The sequence below is a fragment of the Streptomyces sp. NPDC058291 genome (genome assembly GCF_042880855.1).
Lineage (GTDB): Bacteria > Actinomycetota > Actinomycetes > Streptomycetales > Streptomycetaceae > Streptomyces.
The window spans coordinates 1-17,792 of record NZ_JBHVYK010000128.1 but is presented as its reverse complement, the minus strand read 5'-3'; the positions used below and the strand labels follow the sequence as shown (position 1 = coordinate 17,792).

Sequence of the window (17,792 nt, the reverse complement as noted above, 5' to 3'; positions counted from 1 at the left end):
ACCCCGTTGCCGCGGCCGGGGGGGACGGCTCGGCGTCAGTGCGGGGAATTTATCCTCCGCACCGGCCACGGCCACGGTCCCCCGCGAACACGTGCGCCCCGGCACCGGTCCCTGGGGGCGGGGGCCTCCTATGCACGGGCAGTCCGCGCCGCAGGGCTCAGGTGGCGCGTCTGCGCCGCGCCCCCGGTCGCCGCTCGCTCGGCCGGGTCACCGGGTCCCCGGCCTCCTGCGCGGCCGCCCGCCGGCGCAGGCCGAAGTCGGCCAGCGCCTCGGCCAGCTTGAGCACGGACGGCTCGGGCGCCATGACGTCGACCCGCAGCCCGTGCTCCTCCGCCGTCTTGGCGGTCGCGGGGCCGATGCAGGCGATCACCGTCACGTTGTGCGGCTTGCCCGCGATCCCGACCAGGTTGCGCACCGTGGACGACGACGTGAAGAGAACGGCGTCGAAGCCACCGCCCTTGATCGCCTCGCGCGTCTCGGCCGGCGGCGGCGAGGCCCGCACCGTCCGGTAGGCGGTGACGTCGTCGACCTCCCAGCCCAGCTCGATGAGCCCGGCGACCAGCGTCTCGGTGGCGATGTCGGCGCGCGGCAGGAACACCCGGTCGATCGGGTCGAAGACGGGGTCGTACGGCGGCCAGTCCTCGAGGAGGCCGGCGGCCGACTGCTCGCCGCTCGGCACGAGGTCGGGCTTCACGCCGAAGGCGACCAGCGCCTTCGCCGTCTGCTCGCCCACCGCCGCCACCTTGATGCCGGCGAAGGCACGCGCGTCGAGCCCATACTCCTCGAACTTCTCCCGCACCGCCTTGACGGCGTTGACGGACGTGAAGGCGATCCACTCGTAGCGGCCCGTCACCAGGCCCTTGACCGCCCGCTCCATCTGCTGGGGCGTGCGCGGCGGCTCGACGGCGATCGTCGGCACCTCGTGCGGCACGGCGCCGTAGGACCGCAGCTGGTCGGAGAGCGAGACCGCCTGCTCCTTCGTGCGCGGCACGAGCACCTTCCAGCCGAACAGCGGCTTGGACTCGAACCACGCCAGCTGGGCGCGCTGGGCGGGGGCGGAACGCTCGCCGACCACGACTATCACCGGCCGGCCGCCCTCCGGGGAGGGCAGCACCTTGGCCTGCTTCAGGGTCTGCGCGATGGTGCCGAGCGTCGCCGACCAGGTCCGCTGCCGGGTGGTCGTGCCGGCCACGGTGACCGTCATCGGGGTGTCGGGCTTGCGGCCCGCGGAGACCAGTTCCCCGGCGGCCGAGGCCACGGAGTCCAGGGTCGTCGACACCACGACCGTCCCGTCGGACGCGCCGACCTCGGTCCAGCAGCGGTCCGAGGCGGTGCGCGCGTCGACGAAGCGGACGTCCGCGCCCTGCGCGTCGCGCAGCGGCACACCGGCGTACGCGGGCACGCCGACGGCGGCCGCGACTCCGGGGACGACCTCGAAGGGAACGCCGGCGGCGGCGCACGCGAGCATCTCCTCCGCCGCGTACGCGTCCAGTCCGGGGTCCCCGGACACCGCACGGACGACCCGCCTGCCGCCCCGCGCGGCCTCCATGACAAGATGTGCGGCATCGCGCACAGCGGGTGTCCCAGCGGTTGTTGACGTGCCGTCAACGACCGTGGGGAAAGGCGCGCCCGTGCCCGGGAGGGGGTCCGACGAAGGACCCGCTTCCGCGTTCACGACGGCGACGCCGGGCCTGGCGTGCGTCCGTACGACGTCGAGCACCTCGTGCTCGGCGACGAGGACGTCCGCGTGCGCCAGCGCCTCAACGGCGCGCAGAGTCAGCAGTCCCGGATCCCCGGGTCCGGCACCCAGGAAGGTGACGTGCCCGTGTTCAGGACCAGCGGCTGGAAGGGCGGTGGGGCTCACTGTGCTCGCTCCCCCATCAGACCGGCCGCGCCCTGGGCGAGCATCTCGGCGGCGAGTTCGCGACCGAGCGCCATTGCCCCGTCGTGCGTCTCGGGCACGGGACCGGTGGTGGACAGCTGCACCGTGCGAGAGCCGTCGGTCGTCCCGACGACGCCTCGCAGGCGCATTTCGTTGACAATCTGCCCGTCGGCCAGGAGGTCGGCCAGCGCGCCCACAGGGGCGCTGCAGCCGGCCTCCAGGGCGGCGAGCAGGGACCGTTCGGCGGTCACGGCGACCCGGGTGAAGGGGTCGTCGAGCTCGCCGAGCGCGGCGATCAGCGCTGCGTCGTCCGCGGCGCATTCGATCGCCAGTGCTCCCTGGCCGGGAGCGGGCAGAACCGTGTCGACCGACAGGAAGTCGGTGACCTCGTCGATGCGGCCGATGCGGCTCAGGCCGGCCGCGGCCAGCACCACCGCGTCCAGCTCGCCGTCGTGCACGTACCGGATGCGGGTGTCGACGTTCCCGCGTATCGGCACGGTCTCGATGTCCAGCCCGTGGGCGCGTGCGTACGCGTTCAGCTGCGCCATGCGGCGCGGCGAACCGGTGCCGATGCGCGCCCCGCGGGGCAGGTCGGTGAATTTCAGCGCGTCCCGGGCGACGATCACGTCGCGGGGGTCCTCGCGCACCGGCACGGCGGCCAGGACCAGGTCCTCGGGCTGCGTGGTGGGGAGGTCCTTCAGCGAGTGAACCGCGAAGTCGACCTCGCCCCCGGCCAGCGCGTCCCGCAGCGCCGTCACGAAGACGCCCGTGCCGCCGATCTGCGCGAGGTGCTCGCGCGAGACGTCACCGTAGGTGGTGATCTCGACGAGTTCCACGGGCCGTCCGGTCACCTGGCTCACGGCGTCCGCCACCTGCCCGGACTGGGCCATGGCGAGCTTGCTCCGCCTGGTCCCCAGTCTCAGTGCCTTCGTACTCATGCCGCTCATGCCGGCCCTCGGTTCTCTGCGTTCTTCTCGGTGCTGTCCTCGGCCCGGGACACGGCGGCCACCGTCTCCTGGTCGAGGTCGAACAGGGTCCGCAGCGCGTCCGCGTACCCGGCGCCGCCGGGTTCGGCCGCGAGTTGCTTGACCCGGACGGTCGGCGCGTGCAGCAGCTTGTCGACGACGCGCTTCACGGTCTGCGTGATCTCGGCGCGGTGCTTGTCGTCCAGGCCGGGCAGCCGCCCGTCGAGCCGCGCGATCTCGCCGGCCACGACGTCGGCGGCCATGGCGCGCAGCGCGACCACGGTCGGCGTGATGTGCGCGGCCCGCTGCGCCGCGCCGAAGGCGGCGACCTCGTCGGCGACGATCCGCCGCACCAGGTCGACGTCGGCGGCCATGGGCGCGTCGGCGGAGGCCTCGGAGAGCGACTCGATGTCCACCAGCCGCACCCCGGCCAGCCGGTGGGCGGCCGCGTCGACGTCCCGCGGCATCGCGAGGTCGAGCAGGAAGAGCACCGGCCGCGGCCGCGCGAGCGGGGCGACCTGCTCGGGGCGGCGCCGCTCGGGGATGCGTCCGACGGCGGCGGCGGTCGCGGCGAGCGCGACGATCAGCTCGGCGTCGGCCTCGGGGCCGCGCCGGCCGACGAGCCGCCGGTCGACGGTGGCGTTGTCGACCCAGGCCGCGTGCTGCTCCAGCGTGGCCGCGTCCATCCCGGCGACGGCGGCCTCCCCGATCACGGAGAAGCCGGTCTGCTGCACCCCGGACTGCTGGACGGCGGCCAGGTCGAGGGGGCAGTTGTCGTCGCTCCCGAGGGAGGTGGGCTGCAGCGGCCGCACCTGCGTCGGCGCGTCCTCCTCGTGGAAGGCGGCCGGCGCTCCGGTGCGGCCCTCGACCGCCTCCGCGACCGCCTCCGCCGTCAGGACCAGGCCCGTCGCCCCGGTACAGGAGACGGCCACGTCGGCACGTGTCAGCTCGGCCGGCACCGACTCCATCGGTACCGCGCGGGCCGACACGTGCGCGCCGTCGGCCTCGGCCAGTATCCGGGCGAGCCGCTCGGCGCGGTCCAGGGTGCGGTTGGCGACGACGACCTCGGCGACCCCGGCGCGCGCCAGCGTGGCGGCGGCCAGCGAGGACATGGAGCCCGCGCCGATGACGAGGGCGCGCTTGCCCCGCGCCCAGCCCTGCACGTCCTCGCCCGCGGCCAGCTGCTCCAGGCCGAAGGTGACCAGGGACTGCCCGGCGCGGTCGATGCCCGTCTCGGAGTGGGCGCGCTTGCCGACCCGCAGAGCCTGCTGGAACAGGTCGTTCAGCAGCCGTCCGGCGGTGTGCAGCTCCTGCGCCCGGGCCAGCGAGTCCTTGATCTGGCCGAGGATCTGGCCCTCGCCGACGACCATGGAGTCCAGTCCGCAGGCCACGGAGAAGAAGTGATGGACGGCGCGGTCCTCGTAGTGCACGTAGAGATAGGGAGTGAGCTCCTCCAGGCCGACCCCGCTGTGCTGGGCGAGCAGCGTGGACAGCTCGGCGACGCCCGCGTGGAACTTGTCCACGTCGGCGTACAGCTCGATCCGGTTGCAGGTGGCGAGGACGGCGGCCTCGGCGGCCGGTTCCGCGGCGACGGTGTCCTGGAGCAGCTTGGACTGGGCGTCCGCGGGCAACGACGCCCGCTCCAGCACGCTCACGGGGGCGCTGCGGTGGCTCAGGCCGACGACGAGGAGGCTCATGCCGGCATCACGGCGGGCACGTCCCCGTCGGGTCCCTGGTCGGTGGAGTCGCCGCGGCCGACCGGGGCGGCCGGCGCGGCCTCGTTCAGGGCGGCGGCGGCCTCCTCGCCGGCCTTGCGCTGCTCGTGGAAGGCGAGGATCTGCAGCTCGATGGAGAGGTCGACCTTGCGTACGTCGACGCCTTCGGGCACGGCCAGCACGGTCGGCGCGAAGTTCAGGATGGAGGTGACCCCGGCGGCCACGAGCCGGTCGCAGACCTGCTGCGCGACGGACGGCGGGGTGGTGATGACGCCGATGGAGACGCCGTTGTCGGAGATGATCTTCTCCAGGCCGTCGCTGTGCTGGACGGCGATCCCGGCGACCTGCTTCCCGGCCATCGCGGGGTCGGCGTCGATGAGCGCCGCGACGCGGAACCCGCGCGAGGCGAACCCGCCGTAGTTGGCGAGCGCCGCGCCGAGGTTTCCGATGCCGACGATCACGACCGGCCAGTCCTGGGTGAGACCGAGTTCACGGGAGATCTGGTAGACGAGGTACTCGACGTCGTAGCCGACACCCCGGGTCCCGTAGGAACCCAGGTAGGAGAAGTCCTTGCGCAGCTTGGCGGAGTTGACCCCGGCAGCGGCCGCGAGCTCCTCGGAGGAGACCGTGGGCACCGAGCGCTCCGACAGTGCGGTCAGCGCGCGAAGGTACAGCGGAAGGCGGGCGACGGTGGCCTCGGGAATCCCTCGGCTACGGGTCGCCGGTCGGTGAGTTCGGCCAGTTGCCACGGTGCTCCTGCGGGTAGAGCGGGGCTGTAGGCGGTCGTACGTTCCCGGACCGCCCCGTCGACAGCAGGCTATGTCTTTGTGAACGCGTGCACAAAGATGGTGTCCGATTTGCCCGGCCAACGTGACCGGGGTCACGCGCGTCATTCCAGGGGGCAAAACCGCCACTCTCCTCGCGAATCCCGCCCCCGAGACCAAATCACCATCGATCCTAAGCGACGTTCCGCACGCCCTTGTACTGCTCGGTCAGTTCCTCAGCCGGCCAACGCGTCGCGCAGCCGGTCCTCGTCCACCCGCCAGAAGGTGTGCTGCCGGCCGTCCACCAGGACGACCGGAATCTGCTCCCAGTACCGGTCGTACAGTTCCCGGTCGTCGGCGATGTCCTTCTGCTCCCAGGGCACGCCGAGTTCCCCGCAGACCTTGTCGACGACGCGCTCGGCGTCGTCGCACAGATGGCAGCCGGACTTGCGGATCAGCGTGACCGACCGCTCGCCCGGGCCGGCCTTGCGTCGAAAGAGGGGACTCATGCCGCCATTGTCGCGCTTCCGCGACGGCGAGGCCGCCCACTGTTCACACCCTTTGAACCTCGCGGATCCGGAAGCGCCGAACGGAATGGCTATGCTCACGCCATGGCCGCTCTAGGATGGCTCACTCCCCGTAGGCGCTCCGCCACGGCGCGGAGCGTGTTGGCAGGCGAGGCCTCGGCAGAGGCAGCCCGCAAGTCCGCCCAGGCCCTGGACACCCAGGACGCGCTGGACGCTTCATCCCGGGAACCGCAGTTCCCGGTGCACGGCGACGCGATGGCCGCCGCCTTCTTCGACCTCGACAACACCGTCATGCAGGGCGCGGCCCTCTTCCACTTCGGCCGCGGCCTGTACAAGCGGAACTTCTTCGAGACCCGCGACCTGGTCCGCTTCGCATGGCAGCAGGCGTGGTTCCGGCTGGCCGGCATCGAGGACCCCGAGCACATGCAGGAGGCCCGCGACTCGGCGCTGTCCATCGTGCAGGGCCACCGCGTCTCGGAGCTGATGTCGATCGGCGAGGAGATCTACGACGAGTACATGGCCGAGCGCATCTGGCCGGGCACCCGCGCCCTCGCCCAGGCCCACCTCGACGCCGGCCAGAAGGTGTGGCTGGTCACCGCCGCCCCGGTGGAGATCGCCCAGGTGATCGCCCGCCGCCTCGGCCTCACCGGCGCCCTGGGCACGGTCGCGGAGTCCGTCGACGGCGTCTACACCGGCAGGCTGGTCGGCGAGCCCCTGCACGGGCCGGCGAAGGCGGAGGCGGTCCGCGCGCTGGCCGCGGCGGAGAACCTGGACCTCTCCCGCTGCGCCGCCTACAGCGACTCCCACAACGACATCCCGATGCTCTCCCTGGTCGGCCACCCCTACGCCATCAACCCGGACGCCAAGCTGCGCAAGCACGCCCGCACCCTCGACTGGCGGCTGCGCGACTACCGCACGGGCCGCAAGGCGGCGAAGGTCGGCATCCCGGCGGCGGCCGGCGTGGGCGCGGTCGCGGGCGGCACCGCGGCGGCCATCGCGCTGCACCGGCGACGGCGGTAGTCCCGGCTCCCCGAAGACACCCCCCGAGCGGCCGCGGCGGTACGACCATCGCCCGGTCGCTCCGTCATGCCGCCCGGCGACACTCCACACCCACGAGCAGACCCGGCCGATCCAACGGTCGTACCCCTGTATCCCCGCACGCAGTCCTGTTGTCCGCGGACAGCCACAACACGCCCCGGTCCGAACCGAAAATCGAGCCGTTCCGGTCAAGAATCGTTCACCTTGTGCGACCTGATCGAGCATCAATAGGCCACAGAAGCGACGTAATCGATGATTTGAGCAACTCGGTGTAGCAGGGCCTGTACGAAGCGTTATTCTCCTCAGACGCAATCCGGCACCCCTCCCGTCGCTACGACGGGTGAAAGGTTCCGCACTGCACGTGATGGAAGCTCTGCCTCTGGGAGTCCCGTGTACCCACACGTCGGGGTTGACACCTCGGGCCTGGCTACGCTGCGCGCAACGGTCGCTACGGTCCAGGACCTGTTGCGCGGCTTCGTCCCCACCGCGTACGCCGTCCCCGCCTTCGCCACCGCCACTCCGGCGGGCCCGTGCTATGCACTGGCCGAAGGCAGCGCCGCGGTCGGCCGAAGAGGACGCTCGTCCGGCGCGCCCACCACCGCCCGCCGACCGGCCGCCGACAGCGACAGCGCCCGAATGATGGACCTCGTCGAACGCGCACAGGCCGGCGAGGCCGACGCCTTCGGGCGGCTGTACGACCAGTACAGCGACACCGTGTACCGCTACATCTACTACCGGGTGGGAGGCAAGGCGACCGCTGAGGACCTCACCAGCGAGACGTTCCTGCGCGCACTGCGCCGCATCGGGACGTTCACCTGGCAGGGCCGTGACTTCGGGGCCTGGCTCGTCACCATCGCCCGCAACCTCGTCGCCGACCACTTCAAGTCCAGCCGTTTCCGGCTGGAGGTGACCACCGGCGAGATGCTCGACGCGAACGAGGTCGAACGCTCACCCGAGGACTCCGTCCTGGAGTCCCTCTCCAACGCCGCGCTCCTCGACGCGGTGCGCCGGCTCAACCCGCAGCAGCAGGAGTGCGTGACACTCCGGTTCCTGCAGGGCCTCTCCGTCGCCGAGACCGCCCGCGTGATGGGCAAGAACGAGGGCGCCATCAAGACGCTCCAGTACCGGGCCGTCCGCACCCTCGCGCGCCTCCTGCCCGAAGACGCCCGCTGACCCCACCCGTCGGCAGACTACCGACGGCCATCCCCAACTCACGTTCAGTGAAAGTCCGTTGTCTTCCCGATCCGATCATCCGCCGTCCGTAACCCAAGTGCCGCGCCAGTCGTTGTGCGGGATACAGGCTCCCTGTGGTCACGTCCTGGCCGACCCCGATCACCCGATCGTGTGGAACCGGCCGGGGGCGTGCAACCCTCCGGACCCCCGGGGAGTCGACCGTCATGACGAGAGGAGGTGCCGCCTGTGATCGCGAACGTATCGGCACACCGGCGGGCGAACGCCTTCGCCCAGGCCCTGGAGGAGCATTCCGACCAGGGCGCGGCGGCCGAGCAGACCGAAGGATCACCGCCGGCGCCGGCCGCTGCGGACCAGACCGAGCAGGGCCGCATTCTGGCCCTCGCCACGAGTCTCGCCGAGCTGCCCAAGCCGGAACTCGACCCCGAGGTCAAGGTCGTCCAGCGGGCCCAGTTGGTCGCCGCCATGGAGGCCATGCTGCAGGCGGGCACCGCGGGAGGCGAAGCGGCGGAACCCTCGGTGCCGGAGCAACGCTCCCACCGGGCGAAGGGCACACACCGGGCCGGTCCCCTGGGCAAACTGCGACCGCGGTCCCGGCTGGCCAAGGGCCTCACCGCGGGCGGCCTCAGCGTCGGCGTCGCGGCGGGCGCCTTCGGCGGTGTGGCCGCGGCCAGCTCCGACGCCCTTCCCGGCGACGGGCTCTACGGGCTGAAGCGCGGCATAGAGGACTTCAAGCTCAACTACCTGGCCGACGGCGACGACGAACGCGGTCGCACCTACCTCGACCAGGCGTCCACCCGGCTCAGCGAAGCCCGCCGTCTCATGGAACGGGGCCGCAGCGGCGACCTCGACCACGAGTCCCTCGGCGAGATCCGGCGCGCGCTGAACGGCATGCAGCACGACGCCGCGGAAGGCCACCGCCTCCTCCACGAGGCGTACCAACGCGACCCCGGCTCCCTGGGCCCCATCCAGGCACTCGACGCGTTCACCCGCTCGCACCGCGACGCCTGGAGTGCTCTGCGCGACCGCCTGCCGGTTCAGCTCGGGGACGTCAGCCAGCAGGTCTCCTCGGTCTTCGAAGCCATAGACGAAGAGGTCGCCCCGCTGCAGGCCCTGCTGCCGCAGCCACCCGCCCCGAGCGGCGGCGCCCGCCACGGCTCCGGCTCGGCGTCCACCGGCGCCTCGGACAGCGGCCGCTCCACCACACCCGGCGCCGGCCCCGGCAAGGAGTCGTCCCACGGCGCCGGCACCACACCCGGCGCCCCCGGCAAGTCCTCCTCCTCCGGCGCCACCGGAGACGACGACGGCCTGCTCGGCGGGAACACCGGCGGCCTGCTCGACCCCCCGAAGGACAACGGCAGCACCGACCCGACCACCAGCACGCCCGGCACCCGGCCGGACGTCACCCTCCCGCCCCTCCTCCCCGGCCTGCTCCCGGGCCTGGGCATCGACAGCGAGGACGCGGACTGACGAGCACGGACACCTGTGGGGGCGCCCCTCTCGGAAGAGCGGGGCGCCCCCACAGCCGTACCCCCGGAACTTCGCCGAGCCGAACCCGGCCCGGAGCTAGAAGAACACCGACCTACGCTGCACCGACAACTTGTACAACGTGTGCTGGATCTGCTCACGCACCTGATCCATCAGGTCGAACATCAGCATCGGCACCCACCCACACCGCCGGCCTCGCACCGCTTCGCGGGCATCGCCCGGCCACGCCGAACTCCGTCCGGCGGCTCACGTCCCCCCCGCCCCGGCCACCCCTCAGAAGAACACCGACCTACGCTGCACCAACAACTTGTACAACGTGTGCTGAATCTGCTCACGCACCTGATCCGTCAGGTTGAACATCAGCATCGGGTCCTCGGCCGCCTCCGGCGGGAAGCCGTCCGTCGGGATCGGCTCGCCGAACTGGATCGTCCACTTGGTCGGCAGCGGGATCGCGCCCAGCGGGCCGAGCCACGGGAAGGTCGGCGTCAGCGGGAAGTACGGGAAGCCCAGCACCCGGGCCAGGGTCTTGGCGTTGCCGATCATCGGATAGATCTCCTCCGCCCCGACGATCGAGCACGGGATGATCGGGGCGCCCTGGCGCAGCGCCGTGGAGACGAAGCCGCCCCGGCCGAACCGCTGCAGCTTGTACCGCTCGCTGAACGGCTTCCCGATGCCCTTGAAGCCCTCCGGCATCACCCCGACCAGCTCGCCCTGGCCCAGCAGCCGTTCGGCGTCCTCCGCGCACGCGAGGGTGTGCCCCAGCTTGCGCGCCAGCTCGTTGACGACCGGCAGCACGAACACGAGGTCGGCGGCCAGCAGCCGCAGATGCCGGCCGGCCGGGTGGTGGTCGTGGACGGCGACCTGCATCATCAGCCCGTCCAACGGGAGCGTCCCGGAGTGGTTGGCGACGATCAGCGCGCCCCCCTCGGCCGGGATGTTCTCGACGCCCTTCACCTCGACCCGGAAGTACTTCTCGTACACCGGCCGCAGCAGCGACATCAGGACCTGGTCGGTCAGCTCCTCGTCGTAGCCGAAGTCGTCGACCTCGTAGTCGCCCGTGAGGCGCCGGCGCAGGAAGGACAGGCCGCCCGCGATCCGCCGCTCCAGGCCTCCGGCGCCCCCGTTCTCGCGTCCCTGCTCCTCACCCGTCACAGGAACATCATCCTGCCCCGCCGCCCTGGCGGGCAGGGGCTGGACCTCCCCCACCTCGCCGAGCTCCCGGACCGGGGCGGGCTCGCCGTTCCTGCGCCGGCTCCCCGCGCCCCGGCGCCGGGGCGGCCGCGACACGGCGCTCCCCCGGGACCGGTCGTCGTCGAACGGAATGACCTTGGCGTCCGCCATCGTTGATGCGCTCCTCAGTTGGCGCTCGGCGTCGGGGGGTGAGCCGGGGCGCGGCCGCCGCCCGGCAGCGGCAGCGCGGCGATCCGGTCGACGGCCCCGGTGACGGCCTCGGGCGGCAGCAGCCCGGGCCCGTGGCTGCGCGCGAAGTCCTCGAAGGTCCCGGCCGTCGTGTAGCGCGGCAGGAACCCCAGCGTCTCGCGCATCTGGACCGTCGAGACGACCCGGCCGTGGGTGAGCAGCCGGATCTGCTCGGGTGAGAAGTCCGTCATGCCCAGCGTACGCACCAGGGAGCCCGCCCACGTGACGGCGGGCAGCGGCAGCGGCACGGTAGGCCGTCCGAGCCGGCGCGAGCACTGTGACAGCAACAGCACTCCGTCGCCGGCGATGTTGAAGGTGCCACTGTTGAGCGTGCCCCGCTGCGGTTCGTGGCTGCCGATCCGCAGCACCTCGATCACGTCGTCCTCGTGGACGAACTGCAGCCGGGGGTCGTAACCGAACACGGTGGGCAGCACGGGCAGTGAGAAGTACGCGGCGAGCGGCGTCTCGGCGGTGGGCCCGAGGATGTTGGCGAACCGCAGCACGCACACGGCGACGTCGGGCCGCCGCCGGGCGAACCCTCGGACGTACCCCTCCACCTCGACGGCGTCCTTGGCGAAGCCCCCGCTGGGCAGCGACTTGGCGGAGGTGGTCTCGGTGAACACGGCCGGGTCGCGGGGCGCGGACCCGTAGACGTTGGTACTGGACTTGACGACCAACCGCTTCACGTTCGGCGACTTCTGGCACGCTCCGAGCAGCTGCATGGTGCCGATGACGTTGGTCTCCTTGACCGTGGTCCGGCTGCCGCCGCCCAACGCGGTGCCCGTGACGTCCAGGTGGACGACCGTGTCGGCGCCGGTCTCGGCGAGCACGCGCGCGATGGTCGGCTGGCGGATGTCCGTCTGGATGAAGTCGGCGCCGCCGAGATGGTGCTCGGGGGGAACCGCGTCCACGGCGATCACCCGGTCGACCTGTGGGTCACGCTGGATGCGTCGTACGAACCGACCCCCGAGCTGACGGGCCACTCCGGTAACGAGCACGACCTTTCCCAAGATCAGCGCCTTCCTTCCGTCCTGGAACCGCCTGGCTACCCTGCCGCGTTCCCCGTCTGCGGGCCAACTTAGCGGGTCGATATTGCGCTGTGGTGACCGACCGACGCCCAGGTGACGAGAACCGTCGGCCGTACGACCGGTCAGCCCCGCGCCCGTCCCGGCATGCGCACGGCGTTCAGCCGGGCGCACAGTGCCTGGACACACGTGTGGCCCCCCACCGATAGCACGGTGGAGGGCCACACGACGCCTACGCGGCTCGCGTCGCGAAGAAGTAAGTACGTTCGCTTACTTCTTGTTGCGACGCTGAACGCGCGTGCGCTTGAGCAGCTTGCGGTGCTTCTTCTTGGCCATCCGCTTGCGCCGCTTCTTGATAACAGAGCCCACGACTACCCTCGCTCACTTCTCATCACTCGGTGCTGGGCGCCATGGGCCCATACGACCTACGAGGGGCTAGCCTACCCGCCTGAGCGCTGAGGTCGTAATCGAGAGGCCAAAGGGGTCCGGGACGGCCCTGCGGCCGGACCCCTCAGCCCTGCGCCTGCCCTGCGGACAGGCCCGGCCGTCAGGCGGTTTCCACCCCCACATAGCTCTCGCGGAGGTACTCGTGAACCGCTTGCTCGGGGACGCGGAAGGACCGCCCCACCCGGATCGCGGGCAGATGACCACTGTGCACCAGCCGGTACACGGTCATCTTCGACACTCGCATCACCGAGGCGACTTCCGCCACGGTCAGGAACTGAACCTCGTTCAGAGGCCTCTCGCCAGCTACAGCCATGACACACCTGAACCTTCCGCACTCGACTCGACGGCCACCGGCTTCCCCTTCCGGTGACTCTTCGTCGCTGCGTGCTCACTCCCCAATGTAGGGGCGGGTGATGCGAGTGGGGAAGAGGTGCACCCATCAGCGGCCTACTGTGACAGACACGCTCGATTGAGTACGTAGCGGGTCAGCGGCCTGTAGTAAGCGGACCGCACCGCGTCATCAAGTGGAACGACCACGGAGACGGTCCCCTCGGCCTCCCCGACGAACGGCGCGGGGTCGTCGGTGTCCGCCAGCCCGATCGCCTCGAACCCCAGCTGACCAGCCCCGCAGACCCATCCGTGGTCTCCGATCACCAGCTCGGGCAGCCGTCCGCCGTCCGCCGCCGCCGCCGCGAGCGCCGCCCGAACCGGCAGCGGAGAATGGCTGTGCGCACCGGTCGCACAACCGGCGCGTTCGGCGCCGGCCTCCCGGACGACGGCGACGCCCCCTACGTACGCGAGGCGGTGCGTGCGTAGACCGAACCGGGTCGTTATGTCGACACGGTGACCCTGCGCCGGGGTGAGGACATCACATCCCGCCGTCGACAAAGCGTCCGCGAGACCGGCGTAGAACCCCAGCAGCCGATGCGGATGCCCGGTGCCGAGGAGCACCCGGGCGCCACGCTGGGCGACCGAGGCGAGCCGTTCCGCGAAGGCGTCCAGGGCGGCCAACGTCCGTTCAGGATCGATCACATCATGCCCTGAGACGCATCCCGGATCGGCCGAGACTCCGCACTTGTCCGCCATCAACGCGATCAGATCCCGCTGGGCCCACCGTCGTTCCGGATCGAGCCCGAGCAGCACCCGCGGGTCCCGCGCCGCGAAGAGCCGGTAACTCCGCAGGCTCTCCTCCCGAGAGGTGGCCACCACCCCGGCCAGCCCCGCAGCAAGCAGATGCGCCCGAAGGGCCGCGGTACTCCACACCCAGCGATGCTGACGGACGAAGGCGGGACAGGGAGCGGAAACGGCGGGAACACCCCACGGTCGGCGTAACCCCTACGCCAGCAGCCCCCGCAACGGGAACACCGCCCGCCGGGTGGCCAGCACGGCCTGGTCCAGCCGATCAGCCGGGTCGTACCCCGCCTCCCACTCGGCCCACCGCACCGGCCACCGCCCGTCGGTCATCCGCATCGGCCCCAACTGACGCGTACGAGCGAAGACCTCCTGCCGCCACGTCTCGGGAATCACCGTCTCCGGCGCGACCGGCGCCCCCGCCGCCACCCCCACCAGATGCGCCCAGGACCGCGGCACCACCTCCACCACCGCGTAGCCGCCCCCGCCCAGCGCGACCCACCTCCCCCCGGCGTCCTCGTGCGCCAGCTCATGGCACGCCACCTGCACAGCCCGCTGCGCGTCGAGAGACACCGCGAGATGAGCCAGCGGATCCTCGAAGTGCGTGTCGGCCCCGTGCTGCGACACCAGCACATCCGGCCGGAAATCGGCGATCAGCTCCGGCACCACCGCGTGGAACGCCCGCAACCACCCCGCGTCCCCGGTCCCCGCCGGCAGCGCGACGTTCACCGCCGAACCCTGCGCCGCGTCCCCGCCCGTCTCCTCCGGCCAACCCGTCTGCGGGAACAACGTACGGGGATGCTCGTGCAACGAGATCGTCAGCACCCGCGGATCGTCCCAGAACGCCGCCTGCACCCCGTCCCCGTGATGCACGTCCACATCCACGTACGCGACCCGCTCGGCCCCCAGCTCCAGCAGCCGCGCGATCGCCAACGCCGCGTCGTTGTAGACGCAGAACCCCGACGCCCCGCCCGGCATCGCGTGATGCAGCCCGCCGGAGAAGTTCACCGCGTGCAGCACGTCCCCCCGCCACACCGCCTCCGCGGCCCCCACGGACAGCCCGGCGATCAGAGCGGACACCTCGTGCATCCCCGCGAAGGCCGGATCGTCCATCGTCCCCAGCCCGTACGCCTGGTCCGCCGCCCCCGGATCCGCCGACGCCGCCTTCACCGCGTCGACGTAGTCCTCCCGGTGCACGAGCCGCAACGTCGACTCCCCGGCCGGCTTCGCCGCCACGACCTCCAGCGCCCGGTCGAGCCCCAGAGCGCCCACCAGCCGCCGGGTCAGGTCCAGCCTGACCGGATCCATCGGATGCTCGGGCCCGAAGTCATAGCCCGTTACTGCCTCGTCCCACATCAGCTGTGCGCGGCCGCTCATGCCCGCCACCGTATCGGTCCGGTTGAGCGGCGAACGACCGGGCGTACACCAACGTCACCAGCACCAACACCATCGGCACCGCCATCGCCCCCCGATAGCTCCAGGCGTCCCCCAGCGCCCCCACCAACGGCGAACCGACCAGGAACCCGACGTAGTTGAAGACGTTCAGCCGCGCGATCGCCGCATCCGAGGCCCCCGGGAACAACCGCCCCGCCGCCGCGAACGTCTGCGGCACCAGCACGCACAGCCCCAGCCCCACGAGCGTGAACCCGAGCATCCCCACCCACGCCCCCGGCGCGCCCGCCACCACCGCGAAGCCGCCCGCCGCCACCAGCGCCCCCACCCGCACCACCGCCGCCGCACCGAACCGCCGCACCCCGAAGTCCCCGATGGCCCGCCCCAGCAGCGTCGTCACCATGTAGACGTTGTACGGGACGGTCGCCAACTGCTCCGAGCTCCCCAGCACGTCCTGCAGATACTTCGCGCTCCAGTTGGAGACCGTCGAATCCCCGATATAGGCGAAGGTCATCACCAGACACAGCGGCAGCAGCACCGCGAAGACGACACCCGGGCCCCCGCTCCCCGACTTCCCGCCTTCGCCGACGCCGGCCCCCGCCTCCGCCTGGCCCCCGGCGTCCGCGCCCCCGTCGACGTACCAACGGCTCCCCCCCGCAGCGGCCGGCAGCAGCACGGCCACCACCGGCAGATACGACACCCACAGCGCGAGATGCCAGTGCGCCCCGGCCCACGCGAGCGAGGCCCCCAGAATGCCGCCCAGGCTGTACACGGCGTGGAAACCGAGCATGATGCTGCGCCCGTACGTCCGCTGCAGACTCACCCCGAGCATGTTCATCGAGGCGTCCAGCGCCCCGACGGCCAGCCCGAACACCGCCAGCGCGGCCCCCAGCTCCGCCACCCCGCGTCCCGCCCCCACGCCCAGCAGGGCCAGCAGCACCACCGGCTGGGACCAGCGCAGCAGTCGGCTGGGCGGTATCCGCTTCACCAGCTGCTCGGTCGTCACGCTCCCCACCCCGGCCAGCACCGGCACGGCCGCGAGGAAGGCCGGCAGCAACCCGTCCGAGACGCCGTACCGGTCCTGGATGGCCGGGATCCGGGTCACCAGCAGAGCGAACGCGGCCCCCTGAGCGAAGAAACTGAACGCCAAAGAGGCCCTACCGCGCCGCAGCACATCTGTCATGGCGGCGAGCGTAGGGCCCCTGCGTACTCGTGGGTAGATCCAGCCAAAGATGAGTTCTCCTCAGCTTCGCCGACGTCACCGGGCGAGGGCGACCTCGCGCACCGCGTCCTCGGCCTCCGCCGGCTCCCCGCCCTTCGCCTCGAAGGACACCATCGCCTCCATCGGACCGGCCCCCAGCGCCCCGCCGACCACGACCCCCAGACCGATCGCCACCACCATGACCACCGACCCCAGCCACACCATCGTGTCCACCGGCACCGTGTACGCGCCGACGATCCGCACGACGCACTCGGCGAGCAGCACCGCACCCCACACCAGCGAGAAGGCCCGCTCGCGCCTGCGGAAGGCCGCCGACGCCACCGACGCCCCGCCCTCCAGCCGCGCCCAGGCCGCCTCCCGGACCGCGTCGCCCTTCACCAGGAACGGCTTCAGCCCGGCGGTCATCATCGGCCGCCCCAACGCCACGGACACCAGGATCCCGATCCCGACGGTGCTGCTCACCCCGCTGTCCTTGGCCAGCATCAACCGCGGGTCGCCGGAGACGAAGCTCAGCACCAAGCCGACGACGTTGACCACGAGGATGAGCCCGGCGAGACCGTTGACCGCCCGCCCCCGCACCGCGCTCCACAGGGTGCGCCCGGCCGGCACCACGCTGCTCCAGGCGAGAGCGGTGAACGTGCTCATCCCGAACGCGCCCTTGAACAGGTAGTACGACCCGAGCGGCACCGCCACGTCCACGATGAGCGGAGCGAAGGCGTTCTGCTTCTTGTGCTGGTTCGTCGTCATGCCCATAGCTTCGCCGCCGGGAGGGGTCCCCCAGTAGAAACGATCGTCCGGAGCTAGGCATGACAATTGTCAGACGCGGGAGCGCCGACCGTCAGACCAGCAGGTCGGGCAACTGCCCCAGATCGGAGAAGAGTCGGGTGGCTCCGGTGAGCTTCGCGGCCGGCGTCATCGCGGTGAACCCGTACACGTCCATCCCCGCCGCCACGGCCGCCCGCACCCCCAGCGGACTGTCCTCGACGACCACACAGCGCTCCGGCGCCACCCCCATCCGCTCAGCCGCGTACAGGAACAGATCGGGGGCCGGCTTCCCCTTCCCCACGTCCTGCGAGCTGAAGACACGGTCCTGTGCGAACCAGCGGTCCAGCCCGGTCCTGCGATGCCCCACCCGGATCCGCTCATGGCTACCCGAGGAGGCCACACAGTAGGGCACCCCGTCCGCGGCCAGCTTCGCGAGGACGTCCACCGCCCCGGGCACGGGCTCCAGCTCCCGCTCGAAGGCCGCGAACACCCGCCGGTGGAAGGTGTCGTCGAACTCCGCCGGCAGGGACTGTCCGGTGCGCTCCAGGACCAGGTCGTGGATGCGGTGCATCGCGGACCCCATGTAGTCCCGAACGGAGTCCTCGTAGGACGTCGGGTGGCCGAGCTCGGTCAGATAGGCGGCCAGGAGCCTGTTGGAGATCGGCTCGCTGTCCACCAGGACACCGTCGTTGTCGAAGATCACCAGGTCGTAGCGCATGCCTGAACCCTAAACGAGCCGGAATACGGACCGGGAATACCGACCCGGAACGCAGAAAACCCCCGCACCAAGAGGTGCGGGGGTTTCCCCTACAATTTGTTCG

17 protein-coding genes are annotated in these 17,792 nt (G+C 71.6%); 3 read left to right on the top strand and 14 right to left on the bottom strand.

Annotation, left to right across the window (positions count from 1 at the left end):
- Positions 1-157: 157 nt before the first annotated feature.
- The 5 genes from ACFVYK_RS35910 to ACFVYK_RS35890 form a co-directional block, all read right to left on the bottom strand.
- Entirely contained in the window at positions 158-1,864 is a 1,707-nt protein-coding gene (locus ACFVYK_RS35910; RefSeq protein WP_389780940.1) for a uroporphyrinogen-III synthase, read from the bottom strand.
- Positions 1,861-2,820: a hydroxymethylbilane synthase gene (hemC, locus tag ACFVYK_RS35905; protein WP_389780939.1), complete on the bottom strand. Its 960-nt coding sequence runs from the start codon at positions 2,818-2,820 to the stop codon at positions 1,861-1,863. The genes ACFVYK_RS35910 and hemC overlap by 4 nt, the downstream gene beginning before the upstream one ends.
- A 5-nt stretch (positions 2,821-2,825) precedes the next feature.
- Positions 2,826-4,544, bottom strand: coding sequence for a glutamyl-tRNA reductase (locus tag ACFVYK_RS35900; protein WP_389780938.1), 1,719 nt, complete (start codon positions 4,542-4,544; stop codon positions 2,826-2,828).
- Positions 4,541-5,311 (bottom strand): redox-sensing transcriptional repressor Rex, encoded by a 771-nt coding sequence (locus tag ACFVYK_RS35895; RefSeq protein WP_389780937.1) that lies wholly within the window; start codon positions 5,309-5,311, stop codon positions 4,541-4,543. Before ACFVYK_RS35895 ends, ACFVYK_RS35900 begins: the two co-directional genes overlap by 4 nt.
- A 251-nt stretch (positions 5,312-5,562) precedes the next feature.
- Entirely contained in the window at positions 5,563-5,835 is a 273-nt protein-coding gene (locus ACFVYK_RS35890) for a glutaredoxin family protein (RefSeq protein ID WP_389780936.1), read from the bottom strand.
- Positions 5,836-5,937: 102 nt separating this feature from the next.
- Between ACFVYK_RS35890 and ACFVYK_RS35885 the strand changes: the two genes are divergently transcribed.
- The 3 genes from ACFVYK_RS35885 to ACFVYK_RS35875 all read left to right on the top strand — a co-directional run bounded on the left by ACFVYK_RS35885 (position 5,938) and on the right by ACFVYK_RS35875 (position 9,552).
- Entirely contained in the window at positions 5,938-6,873 is a 936-nt protein-coding gene (locus ACFVYK_RS35885) for an HAD family hydrolase (protein WP_389780935.1), read from the top strand.
- Positions 6,874-7,281: 408 nt separating this feature from the next.
- A complete protein-coding gene (locus tag ACFVYK_RS35880) occupies positions 7,282-8,064 on the top strand; it encodes an ECF subfamily RNA polymerase sigma factor, BldN family (protein ID WP_389780934.1) in 783 nt (260 codons plus the stop codon).
- A 246-nt stretch (positions 8,065-8,310) separates the two neighbouring features.
- Entirely contained in the window at positions 8,311-9,552 is a 1,242-nt protein-coding gene (locus tag ACFVYK_RS35875; RefSeq protein ID WP_389780933.1) for a DUF5667 domain-containing protein, read from the top strand.
- A gap of 291 nt (positions 9,553-9,843) precedes the next feature.
- Here ACFVYK_RS35875 and ACFVYK_RS35870 read toward each other — a convergent pair whose 3' ends face one another.
- The 9 genes from ACFVYK_RS35870 to ACFVYK_RS35830 form a co-directional block, all read right to left on the bottom strand.
- The gene (locus tag ACFVYK_RS35870) at positions 9,844-10,911 is read right to left on the bottom strand and encodes a lysophospholipid acyltransferase family protein (protein WP_389780932.1); all 1,068 of its coding nucleotides are present in this window, start codon (positions 10,909-10,911) and stop codon (positions 9,844-9,846) included.
- A 14-nt stretch (positions 10,912-10,925) separates the two neighbouring features.
- Positions 10,926-11,999, bottom strand: a complete 1,074-nt coding sequence (locus tag ACFVYK_RS35865) for an NAD-dependent epimerase/dehydratase family protein (protein ID WP_389780931.1) — start codon at positions 11,997-11,999, stop codon at positions 10,926-10,928.
- Positions 12,000-12,284: 285 nt separating this feature from the next.
- Positions 12,285-12,383: a 30S ribosomal protein bS22 gene (locus tag ACFVYK_RS35860; RefSeq protein ID WP_003948845.1), complete on the bottom strand. Its 99-nt coding sequence runs from the start codon at positions 12,381-12,383 to the stop codon at positions 12,285-12,287.
- Positions 12,384-12,561: 178 nt separating this feature from the next.
- On the bottom strand, positions 12,562-12,774 hold the full coding sequence (locus ACFVYK_RS35855) for a helix-turn-helix domain-containing protein (RefSeq protein WP_389780930.1): 213 nt from the start codon (positions 12,772-12,774) through the stop codon (positions 12,562-12,564).
- 134 nt (positions 12,775-12,908) lie between these two features.
- On the bottom strand, positions 12,909-13,724 hold the full coding sequence (locus ACFVYK_RS35850; RefSeq protein WP_389780929.1) for a phosphatase: 816 nt from the start codon (positions 13,722-13,724) through the stop codon (positions 12,909-12,911).
- 72 nt (positions 13,725-13,796) lie between these two features.
- Positions 13,797-14,969 carry an acetoin utilization protein AcuC gene (locus tag ACFVYK_RS35845; RefSeq protein WP_389780928.1) on the bottom strand — a complete coding sequence of 391 codons (1,173 nt, stop codon included), beginning with the start codon at positions 14,967-14,969 and terminating at the stop codon, positions 13,797-13,799.
- Positions 14,920-16,167, bottom strand: a complete 1,248-nt coding sequence (locus tag ACFVYK_RS35840) for an MFS transporter (RefSeq protein WP_389780927.1) — start codon at positions 16,165-16,167, stop codon at positions 14,920-14,922. The genes ACFVYK_RS35845 and ACFVYK_RS35840 overlap by 50 nt, the downstream gene beginning before the upstream one ends.
- A 75-nt stretch (positions 16,168-16,242) precedes the next feature.
- On the bottom strand, positions 16,243-16,953 hold the full coding sequence (locus ACFVYK_RS35835; RefSeq protein ID WP_389780926.1) for a VC0807 family protein: 711 nt from the start codon (positions 16,951-16,953) through the stop codon (positions 16,243-16,245).
- Positions 16,954-17,044: 91 nt separating this feature from the next.
- Positions 17,045-17,689, bottom strand: a complete 645-nt coding sequence (locus ACFVYK_RS35830) for an HAD family hydrolase (protein ID WP_389780925.1) — start codon at positions 17,687-17,689, stop codon at positions 17,045-17,047.
- Between the last annotated feature and the right edge of the window lie 103 nt (positions 17,690-17,792).

Excerpts from the sequence above, each read along its gene's own strand:
- ACFVYK_RS35830 (WP_389780925.1), bottom strand. The coding sequence starts at position 17,689 with ATGCGCTACGACCTGGTGATCTTCGACAACGACGGTGTCCTGGTGGAC.
- ACFVYK_RS35890 (WP_389780936.1), bottom strand. The coding sequence starts at position 5,835 with ATGAGTCCCCTCTTTCGACGCAAGGCCGGCCCGGGCGAGCGGTCGGTC.
- ACFVYK_RS35885 (WP_389780935.1), top strand. The coding sequence starts at position 5,938 with ATGGCCGCTCTAGGATGGCTCACTCCCCGTAGGCGCTCCGCCACGGCG.
- ACFVYK_RS35835 (WP_389780926.1), bottom strand. The coding sequence starts at position 16,953 with ATGACGACGAACCAGCACAAGAAGCAGAACGCCTTCGCTCCGCTCATC.
- hemC (WP_389780939.1), bottom strand. The coding sequence starts at position 2,820 with ATGAGTACGAAGGCACTGAGACTGGGGACCAGGCGGAGCAAGCTCGCC.
- ACFVYK_RS35845 (WP_389780928.1), bottom strand. The coding sequence starts at position 14,969 with ATGAGCGGCCGCGCACAGCTGATGTGGGACGAGGCAGTAACGGGCTAT.
- ACFVYK_RS35870 (WP_389780932.1), bottom strand. The coding sequence starts at position 10,911 with ATGGCGGACGCCAAGGTCATTCCGTTCGACGACGACCGGTCCCGGGGG.
- ACFVYK_RS35900 (WP_389780938.1), bottom strand. The coding sequence starts at position 4,544 with ATGAGCCTCCTCGTCGTCGGCCTGAGCCACCGCAGCGCCCCCGTGAGC.
- ACFVYK_RS35840 (WP_389780927.1), bottom strand. The coding sequence starts at position 16,167 with ATGACAGATGTGCTGCGGCGCGGTAGGGCCTCTTTGGCGTTCAGTTTC.
- ACFVYK_RS35855 (WP_389780930.1), bottom strand. The coding sequence starts at position 12,774 with ATGGCTGTAGCTGGCGAGAGGCCTCTGAACGAGGTTCAGTTCCTGACC.